At 58.1% G+C, this 17560-nt stretch carries 13 protein-coding genes and 1 tRNA gene; 12 read left to right on the top strand and 2 right to left on the bottom strand.

All coding sequences use genetic code 11. The features are described from left to right. The first annotated feature begins 172 nt into the window (after positions 1-172). Positions 173-2293, top strand: coding sequence for a S8 family serine peptidase (locus tag RBB62_RS18500; RefSeq protein ID WP_309400736.1), 2121 nt, complete (start codon positions 173-175; stop codon positions 2291-2293). Between the two features lie 150 nt (positions 2294-2443). Here RBB62_RS18500 and RBB62_RS18495 read toward each other — a convergent pair whose 3' ends face one another. Further along, a complete protein-coding gene (locus RBB62_RS18495; RefSeq protein WP_309400735.1) occupies positions 2444-2950 on the bottom strand; it encodes a hypothetical protein in 507 nt (168 codons plus the stop codon). 250 nt (positions 2951-3200) lie between these two features. Next, the gene (gene fbaA, locus RBB62_RS18490; protein ID WP_309400734.1) at positions 3201-4232 is read right to left on the bottom strand and encodes a class II fructose-bisphosphate aldolase; all 1032 of its coding nucleotides are present in this window, start codon (positions 4230-4232) and stop codon (positions 3201-3203) included. 261 nt (positions 4233-4493) lie between these two features. Between fbaA and RBB62_RS18485 the strand changes: the two genes are divergently transcribed. The 11 genes from RBB62_RS18485 (at position 4494) to RBB62_RS18435 (ending at position 17331) form a co-directional block, all read left to right on the top strand. Next, entirely contained in the window at positions 4494-5561 is a 1068-nt protein-coding gene (locus RBB62_RS18485; RefSeq protein ID WP_309400733.1) for a class I fructose-bisphosphate aldolase, read from the top strand. A gap of 1279 nt (positions 5562-6840) precedes the next feature. Further along, positions 6841-7437, top strand: coding sequence for a PEP-CTERM sorting domain-containing protein (locus tag RBB62_RS18480; RefSeq protein ID WP_309400732.1), 597 nt, complete (start codon positions 6841-6843; stop codon positions 7435-7437). Between the two features lie 593 nt (positions 7438-8030). Beyond that, entirely contained in the window at positions 8031-9410 is a 1380-nt protein-coding gene (locus tag RBB62_RS18475; protein WP_309400731.1) for a vWA domain-containing protein, read from the top strand. Positions 9411-9643: 233 nt separating this feature from the next. Further along, the gene (locus RBB62_RS18470; protein ID WP_309400730.1) at positions 9644-10699 is read left to right on the top strand and encodes a potassium channel family protein; all 1056 of its coding nucleotides are present in this window, start codon (positions 9644-9646) and stop codon (positions 10697-10699) included. A 21-nt stretch (positions 10700-10720) separates the two neighbouring features. After that, a complete protein-coding gene (locus tag RBB62_RS18465) occupies positions 10721-12979 on the top strand; it encodes a sensor histidine kinase (RefSeq protein ID WP_309400729.1) in 2259 nt (752 codons plus the stop codon). Further along, positions 12972-13682, top strand: coding sequence for a response regulator transcription factor (locus tag RBB62_RS18460; RefSeq protein WP_309400728.1), 711 nt, complete (start codon positions 12972-12974; stop codon positions 13680-13682). The genes RBB62_RS18465 and RBB62_RS18460 overlap by 8 nt, the downstream gene beginning before the upstream one ends. Positions 13683-13754: 72 nt before the next feature. Then, the gene (locus tag RBB62_RS18455; RefSeq protein ID WP_309400727.1) at positions 13755-14387 is read left to right on the top strand and encodes a Maf family protein; all 633 of its coding nucleotides are present in this window, start codon (positions 13755-13757) and stop codon (positions 14385-14387) included. Next, positions 14384-15655 carry a hypothetical protein gene (locus RBB62_RS18450; protein ID WP_309400726.1) on the top strand — a complete coding sequence of 424 codons (1272 nt, stop codon included), beginning with the start codon at positions 14384-14386 and terminating at the stop codon, positions 15653-15655. The genes RBB62_RS18455 and RBB62_RS18450 overlap by 4 nt, the downstream gene beginning before the upstream one ends. Then, positions 15652-16557: an RluA family pseudouridine synthase gene (locus RBB62_RS18445; RefSeq protein ID WP_309400725.1), complete on the top strand. Its 906-nt coding sequence runs from the start codon at positions 15652-15654 to the stop codon at positions 16555-16557. Before RBB62_RS18450 ends, RBB62_RS18445 begins: the two co-directional genes overlap by 4 nt. Positions 16558-16560: 3 nt before the next feature. After that, positions 16561-17163, top strand: a complete 603-nt coding sequence (locus RBB62_RS18440; protein WP_309400724.1) for a riboflavin synthase — start codon at positions 16561-16563, stop codon at positions 17161-17163. 78 nt (positions 17164-17241) lie between these two features. Continuing rightward, positions 17242-17331 (top strand) — tRNA-Ser (locus RBB62_RS18435). Positions 17332-17560 lie beyond the last annotated feature (229 nt).

Genomic DNA, 17560 nt, shown 5'->3' with positions numbered 1-17560 from the left:
AAGTGTGGGGCTACAATTCAAAGTGAAGCCTCCAATCGCTTGTATGCGAAAACTAAAGATGACGCCTTTTTCATGTTATCTCTAGTAGCCGAAGCCTCGCGGAGCATCACTGGAGCTATCACTCCAGGGGTGCGTGCAACTTCGGTCCCGCGCACGGGTTAGAAGGCGTGTCATGAAGAGAGAACGCCGGGACCAACCTTGCCACCTTCAGCCCCTCACGAAGTGGTTTTCCTACACTGCCTGCGCCCTGCAACTGATGACTGCCCACAGCTTTGCCGACGATGGCGTCATCGTCACTTTCAAGGAAGGCGTCAGTGAAGCGGAGATGGCGGCATTTTTCAACGAGCGCTCCCTGGAGATGGAAGACTCCGGGCGCTTCGAGGCCAGGAATGATCAGCCTTGGGGGCACACGCAGCCCACCGACGCCAGCCAAACACAGGAGGCATTTATCGCGGAGCTGGCGGCGGATTCGCGCATCTTCAGCGTAGATCCAAATTACGAGCGCCACGTCTTGAGCACGCCCACGGACACGCAGTTTGCCCAGCAATGGGCGCTCCAAAACACCGGCCAATCCGTCAATGGCGAAACGGGCTCCAGCGGTGCTGACATCGGCTTCATCGAGGCCCGCCGGCTCAGCAACTCGTCCGATGACGAAATTGTCATCGCAATCATCGATACTGGACTCGATATCGAGCACGACGACCTCATCGACAACCTGTGGACGAATCCCGGCGAAATCGCGGATAACGGCGTCGACGACGATGGTAATGGCTACATTGACGACATTCATGGCTACGACTTTGCCATGCAGACGGCCGCCCTAACCGACTCCGGCGACCACGGCACCCACGTCGCAGGCATCATTGGCACCGTGGGCGACAACGCGCTGGGCACCATTGGCGTGTGCCCGGAAGTGAAGATCATCGCGCTTAAGGTTTCGCAAGACGGCGAAACGATGCTGTCCGCGAGCATCATCAAGGCCATGTCCTACGCCGTCGCGCTGAAAGAAAGCGGTGTGAACATTGTGGCGATCAATGCCTCCTATGGCGGCTCCTCCAGCTCAACCGCCGAGCAGCTGGCCATCGAAGAGCTGAACGCCGCGGGCATCGTGCTCTGCGCAGCCGCGGGCAATGACGGCGAAGACAACGACGCAAGTGCGCTTTACCCGGCGAACTACGAAGTCGCGAACGTCATCTCCGTGGCGGCAACCGGCCCCAAGCACGCCCTCGCCTTATTCTCCAACTACGGCACCAGCACGGTCGACATCGCTGCGCCCGGCAAAAACATTTTATCCGCCGCGCCGCTGGACACTGTCGACCTGCAATCGAGCCTCGAAATCGATGGCGCTACCTACGACATCGCCGAGCTTTACTACAGCGGCGTCACCGACTCGAACGGAGTCAGCGGCAACTTGATCGACTGCGGCCTGGGCTACGAAGATGATTTCCCGGAGGACGTCGACGGCCAGATAGCGTTGATTCAGCGCGGCACGATTACCTTTCAGCAAAAGGTGACCAACGCCATGAGCGCCGGGGCGACCGCGGCGATAATTTATGACAATACCGACGACGCCCTAAACGCCTCCAGTTGGACGCTCAACGTGGACGACGACGACTGGATTCCAGCGCTAAAACTGACCAAGGCTGACGGCGAATCCCTGCTGGAGCTTACCCCGGTCGCGGCGACGGTTTATCACTACCGCGACGTCGAGGATGCCTACCAATACATGTCGGGCACTTCGATGGCCGCGCCCATGGTGACCGGCGCCGTGGCCTTTGCCGCGCTGAACTTTCCCGACGAAACCATGGATGAGCGCATCGCCCGCATCCTCGACAACGTGACGCCAGTCAACTCGCTCTCTGGCTATGTGCAAACCGCCGGCGTGCTGAATCTGCGCCGCATCGTGGACACAGACCTGGACTCCCTGCCCGACTGGTGGGAAACCGCGAACCTCGGCAGCCTGGAATACAGCGGCGACGCCGACCCCGACGAAGATGGGTACACCAACGATCTCGAATACCTCACCGGCACCTCGCCGAGCCAAGCCAGCAGTCACTTTGCATTGCAAAGCTACGACTACGCCGCCAGCGAAGCCAACGGCATGTCCCTCACCTTCGCCACCGCCGAAGGCTGCACCTACTACGTGCAGTGCAACGAAACGCTGGACTCAGACGGCTGGGAAAACGTGAGTGACGCCATCGTGGGCGACGGCTCCGCCGTCACCTTTGTCAGCGACAGTCTTTCCGAAGGCGCATCCTGCTTTTACCGCGTAACGCTCTCGGCGACTGAGTAGCCTCGGACAGTTGCCAAAATTGGCGATCAACAGCGGTGGCTGAGTCCCCCCTTTTTGGGCACCTCTTATAAGAAGGTTCCAGTCGGGTAGTTGTTTACTGGGTTGGTTGGGTTGTTGAGGTTTTGGCGTAGAGAGGCCGTAGGCCGAACGTCAAGAGATAGCGCGGCGAATGCCGTTGCCACTCTCGCCTGATTCGCATTCGTCTGGGTGATAGGGTGAGATAGAGTCTTCGATATAAAGACCTCGATCCAAAATGCTTTCTTTCGTCTCTGCCCGGACTTCAGAAACACCTACAAACATGTAGTAGTCCCATCCAATGTGGATGAAGGCTTCTTCAGATTCGAGACGGCACCAGTATTCTTCTCGGAGTAGGGATCGAAGAACTTCCTCGATTTCTCTTCCTTCTATTTTTGAGCCTTCAGTGAGATTCGAGCTTCGGTTGTGATCTTCGAGTCCCAGAACTGTGAGTTCTTTTATCTGTTGGTCTGAAACCAGATCTATCGCCGCTTCAATGTAGTTCAATTCAACCGCATGGTATTCTTTTTCTGATAGCTTTGTTCCGACTTCGGTGAAAGAGGTCCATTCATCATGGTCAAGATATGCTCCAGACGCATCTCGTTTGTCGGGGTTGTATTTGGTAATGCGGAATTCCTTCATCTCTTTCTGCGAACGTGGAGGGTATGCGCGAAAATGCGCCCGCATTTTTCGTCACATATCCCGATTTGTTAGCTATTGTGTTGTTCCATTGCACGCAAAAAAGAGGTTCATCGTCATTTACCAGGGAACCATATTTAATCGCCCACACACTGCAAAGCGCAACAAACCGGGATAACAGTCCCAAGGCGACACAAAAAAAGCCGGCCCCCACAAAGGGCCCGGCTTGGAAAAAGTTGGTTTTGCGAACCGCTTAGACGGTGCCGAAGATGGACTTGCCGGTGGAGCAGAGGTCGTCGCAGCACTGTTGCATACGTTCGGCCATGCTCTTCTCAGCCTTCTTCAGGTAGCTGCGTGGGTCGTAGGTCTTCTTGTTGCCGACTTCGCCGTCGATCTTGAGCACACCCTCGATGTTGGTGCAGACGTGATTGACGATCGGGCGGGTGAACGCGTATTGCGTGTCGGTGTCGATGTTCATCTTGACCACGCCGTATTCGAGCGTTTCGCGGATGTCGCTGAGCTCGGAGCCGGAACCACCGTGGAACACGAGGTCCATCTTGGACTCTGCGCCATACTTGTCGGTAACCGCCTTTTGGCCGTCGCGGAGAATGGTCGGCTTCAGCTTAACCGCGCCCGGCTTGTAGGCGCCGTGGACGTTGCCGAAGGTCGCGGCGAAGAGGAAGCGGCCAATCGGGCTGAGGGCTTCGTAAACTTCCACCATGTCTTCGGGGGTGGTGTAGAGCTTTTCAGCCGGGAGGCCGGAGGTGTCGTGGCCATCTTCTTCACCACCTACGCAGCCAGCTTCGACTTCGAGGATGATGTCCAACTCGGCGCACTCCTTGAGGAGACCCTTGGAAATTTCCAGGTTTTCAGCCAACGGCACGACGGAGCCGTCGAACATGTGGGACTGGAAGAGCGGGCCCTTACCTTCAGCCTTGCGCTTGCGGGAGGCTTCGAGAAGTGGCTTGAGGAAGCCTTCTACCTTCTCCGGGTGGCAGTGGTCGGTGTGCAGTGCGACGAGCACGTCGTACTTCTCGGCCAGGATATGAGTGGCTTCAGCGAGAACGATGGCGCCAAAAGCTGCGTCCGCAACGCTGAGGCCGGAAGCGAACTGACCGCCGCCGGTGGAGACTTGGATGATACCGTCGGACTTGGCGTCGGCGAAGGCCTTGAGCGCCGCGTTGATGGTGGTGATCGAAGTGATGTTGACGGCCGGATAGGCATAGTTGCCCTTTTGGGCGGCGTCGATCATCGCTTCGTACTGCTTCGGTGTTGCAACTGGCATGATTGCTTAATCTTTGGTTGTTGAGCTTGTGAAAACAGGGCAGCTTATGCTGCGTCGAGCTAAAATCAATATTAATTAAGACCCCGAGCGGCGTTTTCTACCTGCACGCGCACTATCGTTTCTATCCTTGAATCCGGCAACAAAATAGTCAGCGGAATCACGCCCGGCGCCCAGATACGCCCAATTTCAAGGTTGCGCAGCTGTTGATTCTTATTACGATTGGCTAAAACCCCTTATTAAACCCGCCAACCCCTCACTACGATGATCGACCAGATCCAAGCTTATCTCGGCGACGAAGCCGACTCGCTGCTCAACCACCAGTGCACCACTATTTCCCAGGAGCGCCTCCACCTCCCAGGCGGCGACTTCGTTGACCGCATTTCCGCCAGCACCGACCGCAACCAGCGCGTCCTCAACAACCTCCACCGCATCTTCCACACCGGTCGCCTCGCAGGCACCGGCTACGTGAGCATCCTGCCCGTCGACCAGGGCATCGAGCACTCCGGCGGCGCCTCCTTCGCCAAAAACCCCGACTACTTCGACAGCGCCAACATCATCAACCTCGCGCTCGAAGGCGGCTGCAACGCAGTGGCGTCGACTTTTGGCGTGCTCGGGTCCGTGGCGCGCAAATACGCCCACAAGATTCCGTTTATTGTCAAAATCAACCACAGCCAGCTCCTCACCTACCCCAACCACCCCGACCAGATCATGTTCGGCTCGGTCGACCAGGCATTCGACCTCGGCGCCGCCGCCGTCGGCGCGACGATTTATTTTGGCGCGGAGGAATCCAACCGCCAGATCATCGAAGTCGCCGAGGCCTTCCACCGCGCGCACGAGCTCGGCATGGCCACCATCCTCTGGTGCTACCTGCGCAACCCGGCCTTTAAGAAAGATGGCGTGGACTACCATGTGTCCGCCGACCTCACCGGCCAGGCTAACCACCTCGGCGTCACGCTGGAGGCAGACATCATCAAGCAGAAGCTCCCCGAAAACAATGGTGGCTATAAGGCGCTTAACATGGGCGAGTCACATTACGGCAAAATCGATGACCGAGTCTACACGGAGCTCACCAGCGACCACCCGATCGACCTTACCCGCTATCAGGTGGCCAACTGCTACATGGGCCGCGCAGGGCTGATCAACTCAGGCGGCGCTTCGGGCTCTAATGACTTCGGCGCCGCCGTGAAAACCGCCGTCATCAACAAACGCGCTGGCGGCATGGGCCTCATTTCCGGGCGTAAAGCTTTTCAGCGCCCCATGACCGAGGGAGCCAAGCTGCTCAATGCAATTCAAGACGTCTATCTCTGCCCAGAAGTGACCATCGCATAAGCGCCTGAATGGGCATCATGAATAATGCCAACGACAAATAGCCGACGGCTTTATTTTATCCACAAAACATATATACAATCAAATATATAGACATTCGGTTTGTTTCCATTAAAAACAAACCACGATGACCCAACTACTGCCAACCCTGTGCATGGCGCTGCTGCCCCCCATATCTGTACATGCACTCCTCCTAATCGAAGATCGAAGCCAGGACTCCATGCAGATCCCGGGCGCAATTCCAACCAGTAAGCCCCCCCAGAAAAGCATCACACCTGACTCTCAGCCTCTCAGCGAAATCATCCTTACCCCTCCCGGCTCAGCGCTGGCGTTCAATACAACCACTGCGAGCATTCCGATAATATTTTCAGCCAGCGCCGATAGCCAGTCGCCGCTTGCATTGCAGAACCCCAGCGAAAAAGCACGCCCCGCCGCTCCGTCAATCGAGTCTCTTACCACACCCAATTCATCAGTCGAGTTCCACGCTGACCAGTTTTTTTCCTCTCCCTCAAAGACCGTTTCTCAATCGATCGAACCAGCTCATCAGCCGCTCACTGATCCCCTTGGGCATCGTTCATGGATGAGGGCGCTAACATCAGCGATAAACGCCTACTCACTACTGACCACTATGCTGCTGATCGGGCTGTTGATCTGGCACCGTAAACACCACCCAAGAAAAGCTCACTCAAGGGCGCTACGACAAAGCTCTCATGTTACGAGATTGCGCAACCATTGAACGATAGGCAAGGCGCTCAGTTCGATGGCTGGGCTAGCAGCCGTGCCTCAAACAGAGCAACACCGCATGCCCTCAATGAGGCGTAATTCCTTTGAGGTGAAGCGCTTTTTTATCCTGAGCGGCGTTGCTCAACATAAAAGCGCTTTCGCCTCGCTCGTGAAAGCAAACCCAGGTGCCCTAAAGTGACTGATTTGCAATCACTTACGAAAAATTAACATTAGAGATAACAATAGCTCCGACGTCAGTTAAAACGATTTAAGCTAAATCATAATCTACCACTAGCATACATCATAAAATCCCATCGCCTAAAGCCATTTCCTTTTGCTAATGTAACGAGATCACTCAGCGCTTTGACGCTTATAAATACAGGAAAGAAAAGCATTCAACGGAAAACAAAGACTGGACGAACAAGCCCAACAATCCATAAGTCACTGATGATATATAACTTAAACATCACATCAGCGCTCCATCTTAGCTAACTCAATCATGGCGTATAGATAAATTTGATAATTGACTTATAATCGTAGGCGATAGAGCCTAATTCACATGAAGATACTTACTACTGCAATAGCCCTGGCATTGACGCCTCTGGTTTCAGACGCGATGGTGCTGATTCAAGTCACTGAACAAAGTGGAGATGTCATCTTCAACGTAAATGGAACGTTGGATCTGACTGGCGCAGTTGGCCCAAACAGCACGTTGACTGTGGGCACACCGTCCATCAGCCCCAGCAATGGCAATCTGCAATCGGTAGCAAGTCCTTCAGGCGACAACGATCGTTACGGGTTAATCTCAGCACCCAGTGACTTCGGCACCGGCGGCTTAGGTGTCCCAGACAGCGTGAATGTCACCACGAATTGGATCTCCCTGCGAAATGGACGTCTCTTCGTGCCTGCTGGCTACACCAGCCTTTCGCCGATCAACTTCACCATGACTTTCAACGACACCACTATTTCAGCACTCGGCATCGGCAACGCCACCGAATACCAGTGGACCCTCGCTTCCGGTGACACGATCACCCTGAGCGCGATCCCTGAGCCTTCCACCTATATTGCTGGCCTCGGTTTCTTGGCAATGGGCTTTCTTGTCTGGCGTCGTCGCAAACAGAAGAAGCTCACCACTGCGCCCCCTGCTGCCGCATAAATATCGAGCAAACCACTTTTCTGAAAACGCCCGGACATCTGGGCGTTTTTTTGCGCCCAGCAAAAAGCCGCGCCCAAATTGACGCGGCTGCTTAAATAATACCTTTTCTTGGCTAAATTGAGATATTTAGCACGTTATTTGCTTCAGTGTGTTTGTGAGGAAGCGACATTTAGGCACCCGAACATTCCCGAGTGAGTCCACACGATCATGCTGCCACCGTATAGCCCAGACTCAATCCGATCGAGAAACTCTGAGATCTCATCCAAGATCACACCGCCAACAAACTGTGGCCAAGCATCGAACCCCTAGACCAAGTCGCCGCAGTACACCTAAAAGACTGGTGGGCAGACAAGAGGCGGGTCATCAAGCTCGTTGGTAACGGATGGACACGCGCTTCATGGAATTTCACAACTCTCAATTTTAGCGAGAATGGGTATAAGGTAGCGCTTGAGGCGCTGCGTGAGCCCGAGCCGAAAGGCTGATTCCCGGAAAACTCTGGGTGCAGCGGCACGCTGCCTGCCCTGACATAATCCTGACAAACTCCTTACGTGGGGGTGACGACTTGGCGGGCTGGTTTTGCTAAACTGGTCGGCATGAACCCACTTAAAACCAAACTCATCCTGCTGGCCGCGCTGACGGCTGGCTTGGCCGGAAACGCCTTTGCCAACCGCACGATTGCTGCGGTTTCTCCGAAGCCGCCTATTGCGGAAATCATCAACGTCGACGCCGCACTCGACCGCCCGGTGGTCCGCGCCGATCAGAACGAAAGCGTCGTCGTGCAGATTAAGATTCGCCCGGACGAAATCATTTCAGAGCACGAGCGCCCGCCGGTTAACCTCTGCCTCGTGCTGGACAACTCCGGCTCGATGGGCGGCGAGAAAATCCGCCAGGCGATTCAAGCTGCGCAAGAAGCCGTTGGCCGCCTCGGGCCACGCGACCTCGTTTCGGTGATCACTTATAACAGCAGCGCGAGCACCTTAGCCGAGGCGCAATATGCCTCCAGCGCGAACCGCGACAAGATCCGCAGCGCTCTGCGCGAAGTGCGGTCCGGCGGCGGCACCGCGATGTATGCCGGCCTCAATCGCGGCGCGAGCGAGCTCCGCAAGAAGCGCGACGAAGGCTACATTAACCGCATTGTTTTGCTCTCGGACGGGCAGGCCAACGAAGGCCCGAGCACGATCCCGGACTTCCGTGCGCTGGCGAGCGTCTTTGCCGGCGAGGACATTGTCGTGAGCACCGTGGACCTCGGCAGCGGCTTCAATGAAGACGTGATGACCACGCTCGCTGAAGCCGGTCAGGGCAACACCTACTTCGTCGAAAACGCCAGCGACCTCCCGCGCATCTTCGGCGCTGAGCTGGGCGACACGCTGAGCATCGCGGCGACCGATATTGAGATCATCATCAAGACGAAGGACGGCGTGCGCATTAAAAAGAGCCTCGGCCGCGAAGCCGAGATCGAGGGCGACATGGCGCGCTTCCGTCTGCCGCAGGTTTACGGCGGCCATGACAAGCTGGCCTTACTGGAACTCGACGCCCCAGTCGGCGCCGACGGCGAAACCCGCGACTTGGTCGACGTGCAGGTGCGCTACGTGCCGGTCAACAGCGACAAGGTGCGCGAACAATCCATCTCCGTGCCGATCACCTACGCAGCGATGGAAGAAAAGGTCCACGAAGCCGCCCGCGAAGACGTTGTCCAGAACGTAATCGACAACAAAATCGTCGACGCGACGATCGAAGGCATCGCCTTGTCCGACGCCAATGATAATAAGGCCGCCGCCGGAAATTTCCGTCAGGTGCAAGGCGAGATCAATTCATCTTACTACTTCGTGGCCCCTTCGGTCCTGGCCCCCGCCAATGAAAAGTTGGAAGAGGAAGCCGACTACCTGGACAAGGATGTTTACTCAAAGAAGGACCGCGCCGAGCGCCGTGCCTTCGAATACCAAACCAAGAACCAGCAAAGCGCCACCAAGTAAGCCGCACACTTTGGTCGATAAGAGAGATTGGCATCGCCAATCAGGCAAAAGGGGGGCGACGGTCTTTGGGTCGCCCCCCTGTTTGCAGGGTAGGGACGGTTGCCCCCAACCGTCCGGTGACAGCCCAAGAGTCGAGTCAACACTGCGGACGGTTGAGGGCAACCGTCCCTACCAATTGAAAGAAATGAGCATTGCTGATCAGCCCGGCGCGCGTTTTGCTGTGAAACCAACGCATGAACACGCCATCTCCTACCCGTCAGCTGCGCAATGGCCTCCTATTAATGGTCGCCGTGGTGGCCGTTGGATTCGAAGGCTACCAGATCGCGGGCTGGCCGGTGCTGGACTCGATTTACATGGTCATCATCACGATTTTCGGAGTGGGCTATGGCGAGACCAACGAGATGACGCCCGAGCTGCGGATCTTCACGATCGGCTTCATCATCGCCGGTTGCACGATCCTGATTTACACGGTCGGCGCGTTCATCAACTGGCTGACGGAAGGGCAGCTGCAACGCCTCATGGGGGAACGTAAAATGGAAAAAGACATCGAAGAACTGAACGGGCACATCGTCATCTGCGGCTTCGGTCGCATCGGCCGCTTGCTCGCTGAGCAGCTGAAAAGCGCGGAGAAGCCGTTCCTGATCCTCGACACCGACCCGAAGCAGATTGAGCTCATCCGTGAGGCGGGCTTCCTCTACATCGAGGGCGATGCCACGGAAGAAGACGTGTTGCACAAAGCCCACATCGAAAAGGCCTCGGTCATGGCCTCCGTTTTGCCGAACGACGCCGCCAATGTGTTCATCGTGCTCAGCTGTCGGCAGCTCAATCCGAACCTGCAAATCATCGCGCGCGCGAACCAAATTTCCTCCGAGCAAAAGCTGATGCAGGCTGGTGCGCATCGCGTGGTCATCCCGGCGGCGATTGGCGCGGACCGCATTGCGCATCTCATTTTAAAACCCAACGCGCGCGAGGTCATCGAAAAGGATTTGCACGACAACGTCTTCATGGAAGGCCTGTCCGAGATCGGTTTGGAGATGGACGAAATTGCCATTTCCGTAGATTCAGACTTGGTCGGCAGCACGCTGGAAGACCTCGAAACGCGCGGCAAACACGCGTTCATTGTGGTTGCCGTGCGTTGCAAGGACGGCAATACGACGATCAAGCCCAAGCTCGACACCACGCTCAAGCCCGGCGATACGCTCATCGTCATGAGCCACATCGGCGTGGCGCCCGACTTCGTGCGTCGCATGAGCAAGCGCGAGTTGCGTTACCGCGGCGCCGCGCATTAAATTGCCCCGAAATACTCCCTTATGAAATTCCGCCCCATATTGCTGGCTTGGCTGCTATTGCTGGGTGCCACGCTCCTCATGGGTGCCGGTGCCTGGTGGCTGCTCGACCGCGAGGCCGACCGCGTGGACGCGCTGGCCAATGTCTCGCTGGCCAACGGCGCGGCCTCGGTGGCGGAAAACGTCGACTTGCTGATGGACGAGATCCGCAAGGGAGTGACCGAGGGCTTGTTCGTGGCCCGGCAGTCCCCGTTGCCGCGCAATGCGCTGAGCGAGTTTGTGGCGAACAATCCCTACGTGGCGGCTGGCTTTTACTTTCGCGGTTCGGACGGTGTGACTAGCTGGTACGGCGCGCGCGGCAATGCGCCAAGTCCGGCGAGCCTGCGCGCCAGCGCCGATGGCCTATACCCCTGGACGATGGAGGTCGATGAGGTTAAAGACTTTGAGTCGGAGGCCGAGGACCTCAACGCCTTGCTAAAGGATAAATACAATGTGCAGGAAGAGCAGCAGGTGACACCCTCGTCGAAGCCGATGATTCAGGCGCCGACGGATTTTATTTTGGACAACAGCATGGGGCTCAAGGAAAGCGCCAAGAAGCAGGATGCCGCCCCAGCGCCAACCGAGAACGACTACGCCACGAATTACAGCAAGTCGGCCGAGTTACGCCGCCAGCGTGAAACGGTTCGCCAAGTGAACATCGCAACGAACACTACGGTGAGCCAATCACAGGCGCCGCCGGTGGTTGCTGAACCGGAAGCCAAAGCCGAGTCGCAGAACTTTTTCTCCGGTCTGTTTAGTTCCCGCAGCGAACGAGCCAGCGAGGCGCCCGCCGCGGCGCCCGCAGAAGCCTTTGCCGACGCTGATCATGTAGCCGCTGAGTCTGGAGTGTCGCCATCGCCGCCCGCTGCCCTCAACGAAGCCTATGCCGCAACGGGAAACTTGGCGCCGCAAGCGCGTGGGGATGCGCAGCAGTCATCGCCCAGTTTCGGCTATGCCCGTGACGAGCTCAGTGAGGAGCAGGATTTTGTGGGCGGAGACGCGTTCTTCGTCGGCAATGGCCAAGCGGATCAGGCGTTTCGATTTGAAGCGCTCAAGGAGTCACCGGAGTTCGTTGGCTTCCTTGCTCAAATGAACGACGCAGCGCGCTTGGCTACGCGCAGTGGCTGGGTCATGCGCGACTTCGATGACGCCGAGCAATGGCTCGCGTGGGTGGATTTAGCGAATCAGGAAAACATCCTCGGCGCGTGGCTGAACCGCGAAACCGTCCTCGCCGAAATGGCCAAAACGCTCAGCATCAGCCAGCAGCAGGACGTGCAATTTGCGCTCGTGGACGATCAGGGGCGCCGCGTCACCGGGGCGGGCGGTGAGCGCTATTCCAGCTCGGAGCGCGTGGGGCCAGCCTTGTCGTTGGATGTCGGCGCGTCCTTGCCGGGCTGGAAAATCGAGGCCTACCCGTCGGTGTCGGGCAATCCGTTTGGCAGCGGCTTTCGTTTGCTCGGCGGGCTGACGGTGGCGGGCTTGTGTGTCGCGATTCTGTTGGGCGGCAGTTTGCTGATGTGGCAGTCGCAGCGGGACGCGCTCGAAGCCCAGCGGAAGACGACTTTTGTGGCCAATGTTTCGCACGAGCTGAAGACGCCGCTCACGAGCATTCGCCTGTTTGCTGAAATGCTGCACGATGGACGCGCGGGCGACGAAGCCAAGCGCCAGCGCTACCTGCAAACGATGCTCAACGAAACGCAGCGCCTCACGCGGCTCGTCAATAACGTGCTGGATTTCAGCCGGCTGGAGCGCGGGCGCCGTGACTTTAATTACGCGCAGGAAGACGTGGGCGTGGTCATTGGCGAGATCGTCGAGACGCAGGGCCCGCGTCTGAGCGGGGAGGGGCTCGACGTGGAGTATACGCCGCCGGAAACGCCGATCCGCGCGAAGCTTGACCGCGATGCGCTGGAGCAGATTTTACTCAACCTGCTGGACAACGCCGCGAAATACGCGGCCGACGGCAAGCGGGCTGTGGTGTCCGCGAAGGCCGAGCCCGGTGGCTGGAGCTTGAGCGTTTGCGACTTCGGGCTGGGCATTCCGGCGCGGGAACGGCAGCAGGTGTTTGCCGCGTTCCACCGGATCGACGACCGGCTGACCGCGGAGCGCCCGGGCTGCGGCCTCGGCCTGAGCATTGCCGCGCGCCTGGCCGAGGGCTTGGGTGGGCGGCTGGATCTGCGCCCCAATGAGCCGACCGGCTGTTGTTTTCAATTAATCGTTAGCGAAAAGGATTCTGCCCATGGCTGAGAAAACCATTTTAGTCGCCGAGGACGATGCCAGCATCCGACTCGGTCTCGTCGACACGCTGGAGAGCGAGGGCTATGCCGTCGTGGAGGCGGCCAACGGCGAGGAGGCCGTGGCCCTTTTTAAGGACGAGCAGCCGGACCTCGTGCTGCTCGACATCATGATGCCGCGCCTGAGCGGCTATGATGTTTGCCGCGAAATCCGCAAGACGAACGCCGCCGTGCCCGTGCTGATGCTCAGCGCCAAGAGCGAGGAGATCGACAAAGTGCTCGGGCTGGAGCTTGGCGCGGATGACTACATTACGAAGCCGTTTGGCATGCGCGAGTTGCTGGCCCGCGTGTCGGCCGCGCTGCGTCGCAGCCTCTTGAATGGCGGTACGGGGGAGGCGGAAGCGCCGTCGAAATTTACCTTTGGCCTGGCCGAGGTCGACACCGCACTGCGTCAGCTGTGGCGCGATGGCCAGGAGGCTTCGCTGACGCAGCTCGAATACAAGCTGCTGATGGCTTTTCACGAGCACCCCGACCGCGCCCTAAGCCGCGACTTTTTGCTCAACGCGGCTTGGGGCATAGATTACCTGGGCACCACGCGGACACTCGACCAGCACGTTTCCCAACTTCGCCGCAAGGTGGAGCAGGATTCCGCCAAACCGCAGTTTTTGCTGACCGTCCACGGCTACGGCTACCGCTACAAACCGCCCGCAAAGTAAAGGCGTGTTCGTGCTTGGATTTTATACAAGCTAGGGTAATGTGGCTCGTTAATTGCCGCTTTTCGACGATTTTTGAACGCTTCCACCACAGATTCCACTGCTACAGGCGCTAAGTTTGACCACTTGGTGCTGGCTTCGGCGTCGCCGCGACGCAGCTATTTGCTGGAGCAGTTGGGGCTGCGTTTTGAGGTCTGCCCGGCTGACGTCGAGGAGCACGAGGAGCCCACGAGCTGCCCGCGCGAAACCGTGCTGCACAACGCCCGGATCAAGGCCGAGCACGTCGCCGCGCAACGCCCGGATGAGCTCATCCTTGGCAGCGACACTACGGTCGCGCTGGAAGACGAAGTGTTGCACAAACCGCCGACGATGGAGGACGCCTACGCGATGCTGGCCAAGCTTTCCGGCCGCACGCACACGGTCTATACCGGCGTCTGCCTGCGGTCCGTCAATGGCGGCGTCGACGAGGCGCATTTCGTGACGAGTGAAGTGACTTTTCATCCACTACGTCGCGACGACATGGCACGCTATTTTGAGATTGTGAACCCGCTCGACAAGGCGGGCGCCTACGGCATCCAAGAAGGGCGTGAACTGATCATTGCCGGCCTCAATGGCTCGCTGAACAACGTCATGGGCCTGCCCACTGAGTTCCTTCGCGAGCGTCTGGAGCAACTTGGCCTGTGGTCGCAATTGGAGGCCGCCCAATGAGCACTTTGCAGGAGCCTCCCAAGAAGCCGCAAGGTAACGAATGGCCGCGGTGGACCGAAGATACCGCCGGCAACGAGCTGCGCAAGAAGACCGTGCCGATTGGCCTTGCGGTCACGATTCTGCTGCACTTGCTGGCCGTCTGGATCTTTCCGTGGAACGAGATTGGCATCATCGAGAAGGAACGCCCGGCCAATCCGCCGCTGGAGGTCGAGTTCCTGCCACCGCCTCCGCCCATGCCCGAGTTCGTGGAAACAAACCCGATGGCGCCGGAGGAGAAGGTGGAGACCGACAAGATTGCCGCTGCCGACACCGCTGCCGCCCAGGAAGTCCCCGACCCGACCCAGGACAACGACTCGCCCGCGGTCGATGGCGAGATGCTGGATTCTCAGAAAATTGTCACCGGCGACCTGACTGCGGAGCAAGCGCCACCGTCGCCGGATATGTCTGAGCCCGCGCCGGAAATGCAGCCCGCGGAACCGACCGAGCAACAGGAGCAACCGCAGGAAATGGCCGAGCAGCCCCCCACGGAGCAACAGCCAACCGAACAGCAGGAGCCGGTGGAGGAACCGAAGGAGCAGACCGTCGAAGCCGAGCAGCCCGAATATTTAGACCAACCCATCGCCGATACCGACCCCGGCATGGAAGACCAGAAGGCGCTCGAAGTGCCCGAGGAGCCGGAAGCCGAGGAAGGCATTCTGGCCGCCGTCGAAACCGGTGAAGCCGAGCAAAAGACCGAAGAAACTGTCGAGGAAACGGCTCAGCCGGAACAGGCGGAAAACGACCGCTTGCAGGTTTACATGGAGGAGGTCATGACACCGGAAGCCTCGCAGCAGGCTTCGCCGTCCAGCGAGCCTCGCCCGCAAGCCCGCCCCCGTTTGAATTTTGTCCAAGCCTCGTCCGGTCCGTTGAAGATGGAGCGGCGCGCCACCAACCGCGCTGGCGCAATCTCGGTCGACGCGAAGTTTGATAAATTTGGTGCCTACCTACAGCGGATGATCGAGGCTATCGATATGCAGTGGCAGCTGATGGTGCGCTCGCAGTCGACGATTATGGCCGAGCTTGGCTCGCGCGTGGTCGTTAAATACACGATCAACCAACAGGGCGAAATTATCGGCATGGAAGTGCTGTTTTCCAGCGCCAGCCGTGCGGCCACGGCTATCTGTATTGAGGCGATCCAGTCCCGCTCTCCCTTCGGCGTGTGGACGAAGGAGATGGTGCAAACGCTCGGTGAGCAGCAAAGCATCACCATTACGTATTACTTCCGATGAGCGGCGCAGCAGGCAACGACTGGCTTCCCTGGGGCAAGGGCGTTCGCCTGCTCGGTAGCCATCCATGTGGTCTGCTCGCAGTCGAAAAAGCGGTCGGCGTGCTCTCGCATCCGAACGAAGAAAAACCGGAGGAAGACCGTTCGCGTTCGCTGTTTAAAGCCGACTACGACCACGAGCGCGAGTGCTACCACGGCTTTGGCAACGAGGGTTCGCCGGATGCGGTTTACCTGTTGCACCGCTTGGACTCTGCGACTTCAGGCGTGCTTTTGCTGGCCATCAATGAAGAGGTTGCCGAGGCGATCAAGCTGCGTTTCCAGTCCCACGACGTGGAGAAAACTTACTACGCGCTCGTCAAGGGTAACGGCCGTCCAGGCATGCATGGGCATTGGTCGGACTTGCTGGAGAAGGGGCGCCGCAGTCACCACGGGCCGGTATTTGCCTCGGCGGGCGGCGCGACACAAGCGCGGACCAATTACAAGTGGGAGCGCGGCGACAACTATCGCTTTGGCCTGTCGCTGATGCAGCTTTTGCCAGTGACCGGGCGCACGCATCAACTGCGTTTTCAGTGCGCGAAGCATGGTTTCCCCATCGTGGGTGATCGCGGCTACGGCGATTTTCGTTTCAACCGTAAGATCAAAAGCGCTACGCATCAGCGTCGGCTTTTTCTGCATGCCAGTAAGGTTGAGGTGCGCTTTACGCTGCGGGGTGATATCATCAAGTTCACAGCCGAGTCTCCGTTGCCTCCTGAGTTCGACGGGCTACTCGGCGCGAACCATGATTGGGTCAAAGAACTGACCCGCAAACCGACACCCGGCGAGCTGGCCGAGCGTCAACGCGCCCGCATCCGGGATTCCCTGCGCGGGCCGACGGCGCGTAAGCATGGCCGCCGTCACCATCATTGATTTATGTTTACCGGAATTGTTGAAGAAACGGGCGAAGTCGTCTCCTTCGTGGAGGGCGCTGAAAGCTGGCGTCTGACTATTCGCGCCAAGTTGGTCGTGTCCGATATGGGCATCGGCGATAGCCTCGCTTGCAACGGCTGCTGCCTCACCGTGGTGGCGATCGATGGCGATACGCTGAGCTTTGACCTGCTCGACGAAACCGTGCGCCTGACATCCTTTGCCGGCGTGAAGGCGGGTTCGCTGATTAACCTGGAGCGCAGCTTGGCGGCCAATGGACGCTTCGGCGGGCACGTGGTTTCCGGCCATGTTGACACCACTGGCGATGTGTTGGAGTTCGAGCCTCGCGGTAAGAATCACTACCTGCGCGTTTCGGCTCCGGCTGAGTTCCGCCAGTATCTGGTTTACAAGGGCAGCATCGCGATCGACGGCATGTCATTGACCGTAGCCGAGGTGCACGAAGACAGCCTAGCTGTATGGCTGATCCCGCACACCCTTGAGGTGACGAATCTCCAGCAGACCAAGGCCGGCGACAAGGTGAATCTGGAGTTCGATTTGCTGGCGAAGTATGTGGAGCGTCAGATGGCGGCACGCTTAGAGCAGGAATAAATTTTACCACCGGTTTCCAGCCGACTTTGCTATTGCAATTCTCGGCAGGAAGCATGTGTTAGATGGTTTTCTTGGATTGGAGAAGTGCCAGAGTGGCCGAATGGGACTGACTCGAAATCAGTTGACGCGGCAACGTGTCCGGGGGTTCGAATCCCTCCTTCTCCGCCACCCCCAATGGCTTATGGAATTCGCAAATGGTGCATGGTCAGGGCAGTACCAAGATAAGTGCCAGATGTTAACCGTGCTTGCTGGCTTATTCAATAGCCGCTCCTAGCAGTCTGTCGGCTTTAGGCGTTTCCTAAAAAAGCATTGTCTGTCGAGAGTTGGTCGCTGCGTGGTCTATTGGTGATTTCTGATATGAGCCGGTGGTTTTTCGGGGGTATTGGAGTTTTGTGGC

It is taken from the genome of Cerasicoccus maritimus (assembly GCA_031296935.1).
In the GTDB taxonomy this organism is placed as follows: Bacteria; Verrucomicrobiota; Verrucomicrobiia; order Opitutales; family Cerasicoccaceae; genus Cerasicoccus; species Cerasicoccus maritimus.
The sequence above is the reverse complement of the archived record's forward strand: the minus strand, read 5'-3'. Positions and strand labels throughout refer to the sequence as shown.

Bases quoted from the DNA above. Each gene is read 5' to 3' on its own strand.
- RBB62_RS18445 (WP_309400725.1), top strand. From the start codon at position 15,652: ATGAGCGGCGCAGCAGGCAACGACTGGCTTCCCTGGGGCAAGGGCGTT.
- RBB62_RS18475 (WP_309400731.1), top strand. From the start codon at position 8,031: ATGAACCCACTTAAAACCAAACTCATCCTGCTGGCCGCGCTGACGGCT.
- RBB62_RS18485 (WP_309400733.1), top strand. From the start codon at position 4,494: ATGATCGACCAGATCCAAGCTTATCTCGGCGACGAAGCCGACTCGCTG.
- RBB62_RS18460 (WP_309400728.1), top strand. From the start codon at position 12,972: ATGGCTGAGAAAACCATTTTAGTCGCCGAGGACGATGCCAGCATCCGA.
- RBB62_RS18450 (WP_309400726.1), top strand. From the start codon at position 14,384: ATGAGCACTTTGCAGGAGCCTCCCAAGAAGCCGCAAGGTAACGAATGG.
- RBB62_RS18500 (WP_309400736.1), top strand. From the start codon at position 173: ATGAAGAGAGAACGCCGGGACCAACCTTGCCACCTTCAGCCCCTCACG.
- RBB62_RS18440 (WP_309400724.1), top strand. From the start codon at position 16,561: ATGTTTACCGGAATTGTTGAAGAAACGGGCGAAGTCGTCTCCTTCGTG.
- fbaA (WP_309400734.1), bottom strand. From the start codon at position 4,232: ATGCCAGTTGCAACACCGAAGCAGTACGAAGCGATGATCGACGCCGCC.
- RBB62_RS18465 (WP_309400729.1), top strand. From the start codon at position 10,721: ATGAAATTCCGCCCCATATTGCTGGCTTGGCTGCTATTGCTGGGTGCC.
- RBB62_RS18480 (WP_309400732.1), top strand. From the start codon at position 6,841: ATGAAGATACTTACTACTGCAATAGCCCTGGCATTGACGCCTCTGGTT.
- RBB62_RS18470 (WP_309400730.1), top strand. From the start codon at position 9,644: ATGAACACGCCATCTCCTACCCGTCAGCTGCGCAATGGCCTCCTATTA.
- RBB62_RS18495 (WP_309400735.1), bottom strand. From the start codon at position 2,950: ATGAAGGAATTCCGCATTACCAAATACAACCCCGACAAACGAGATGCG.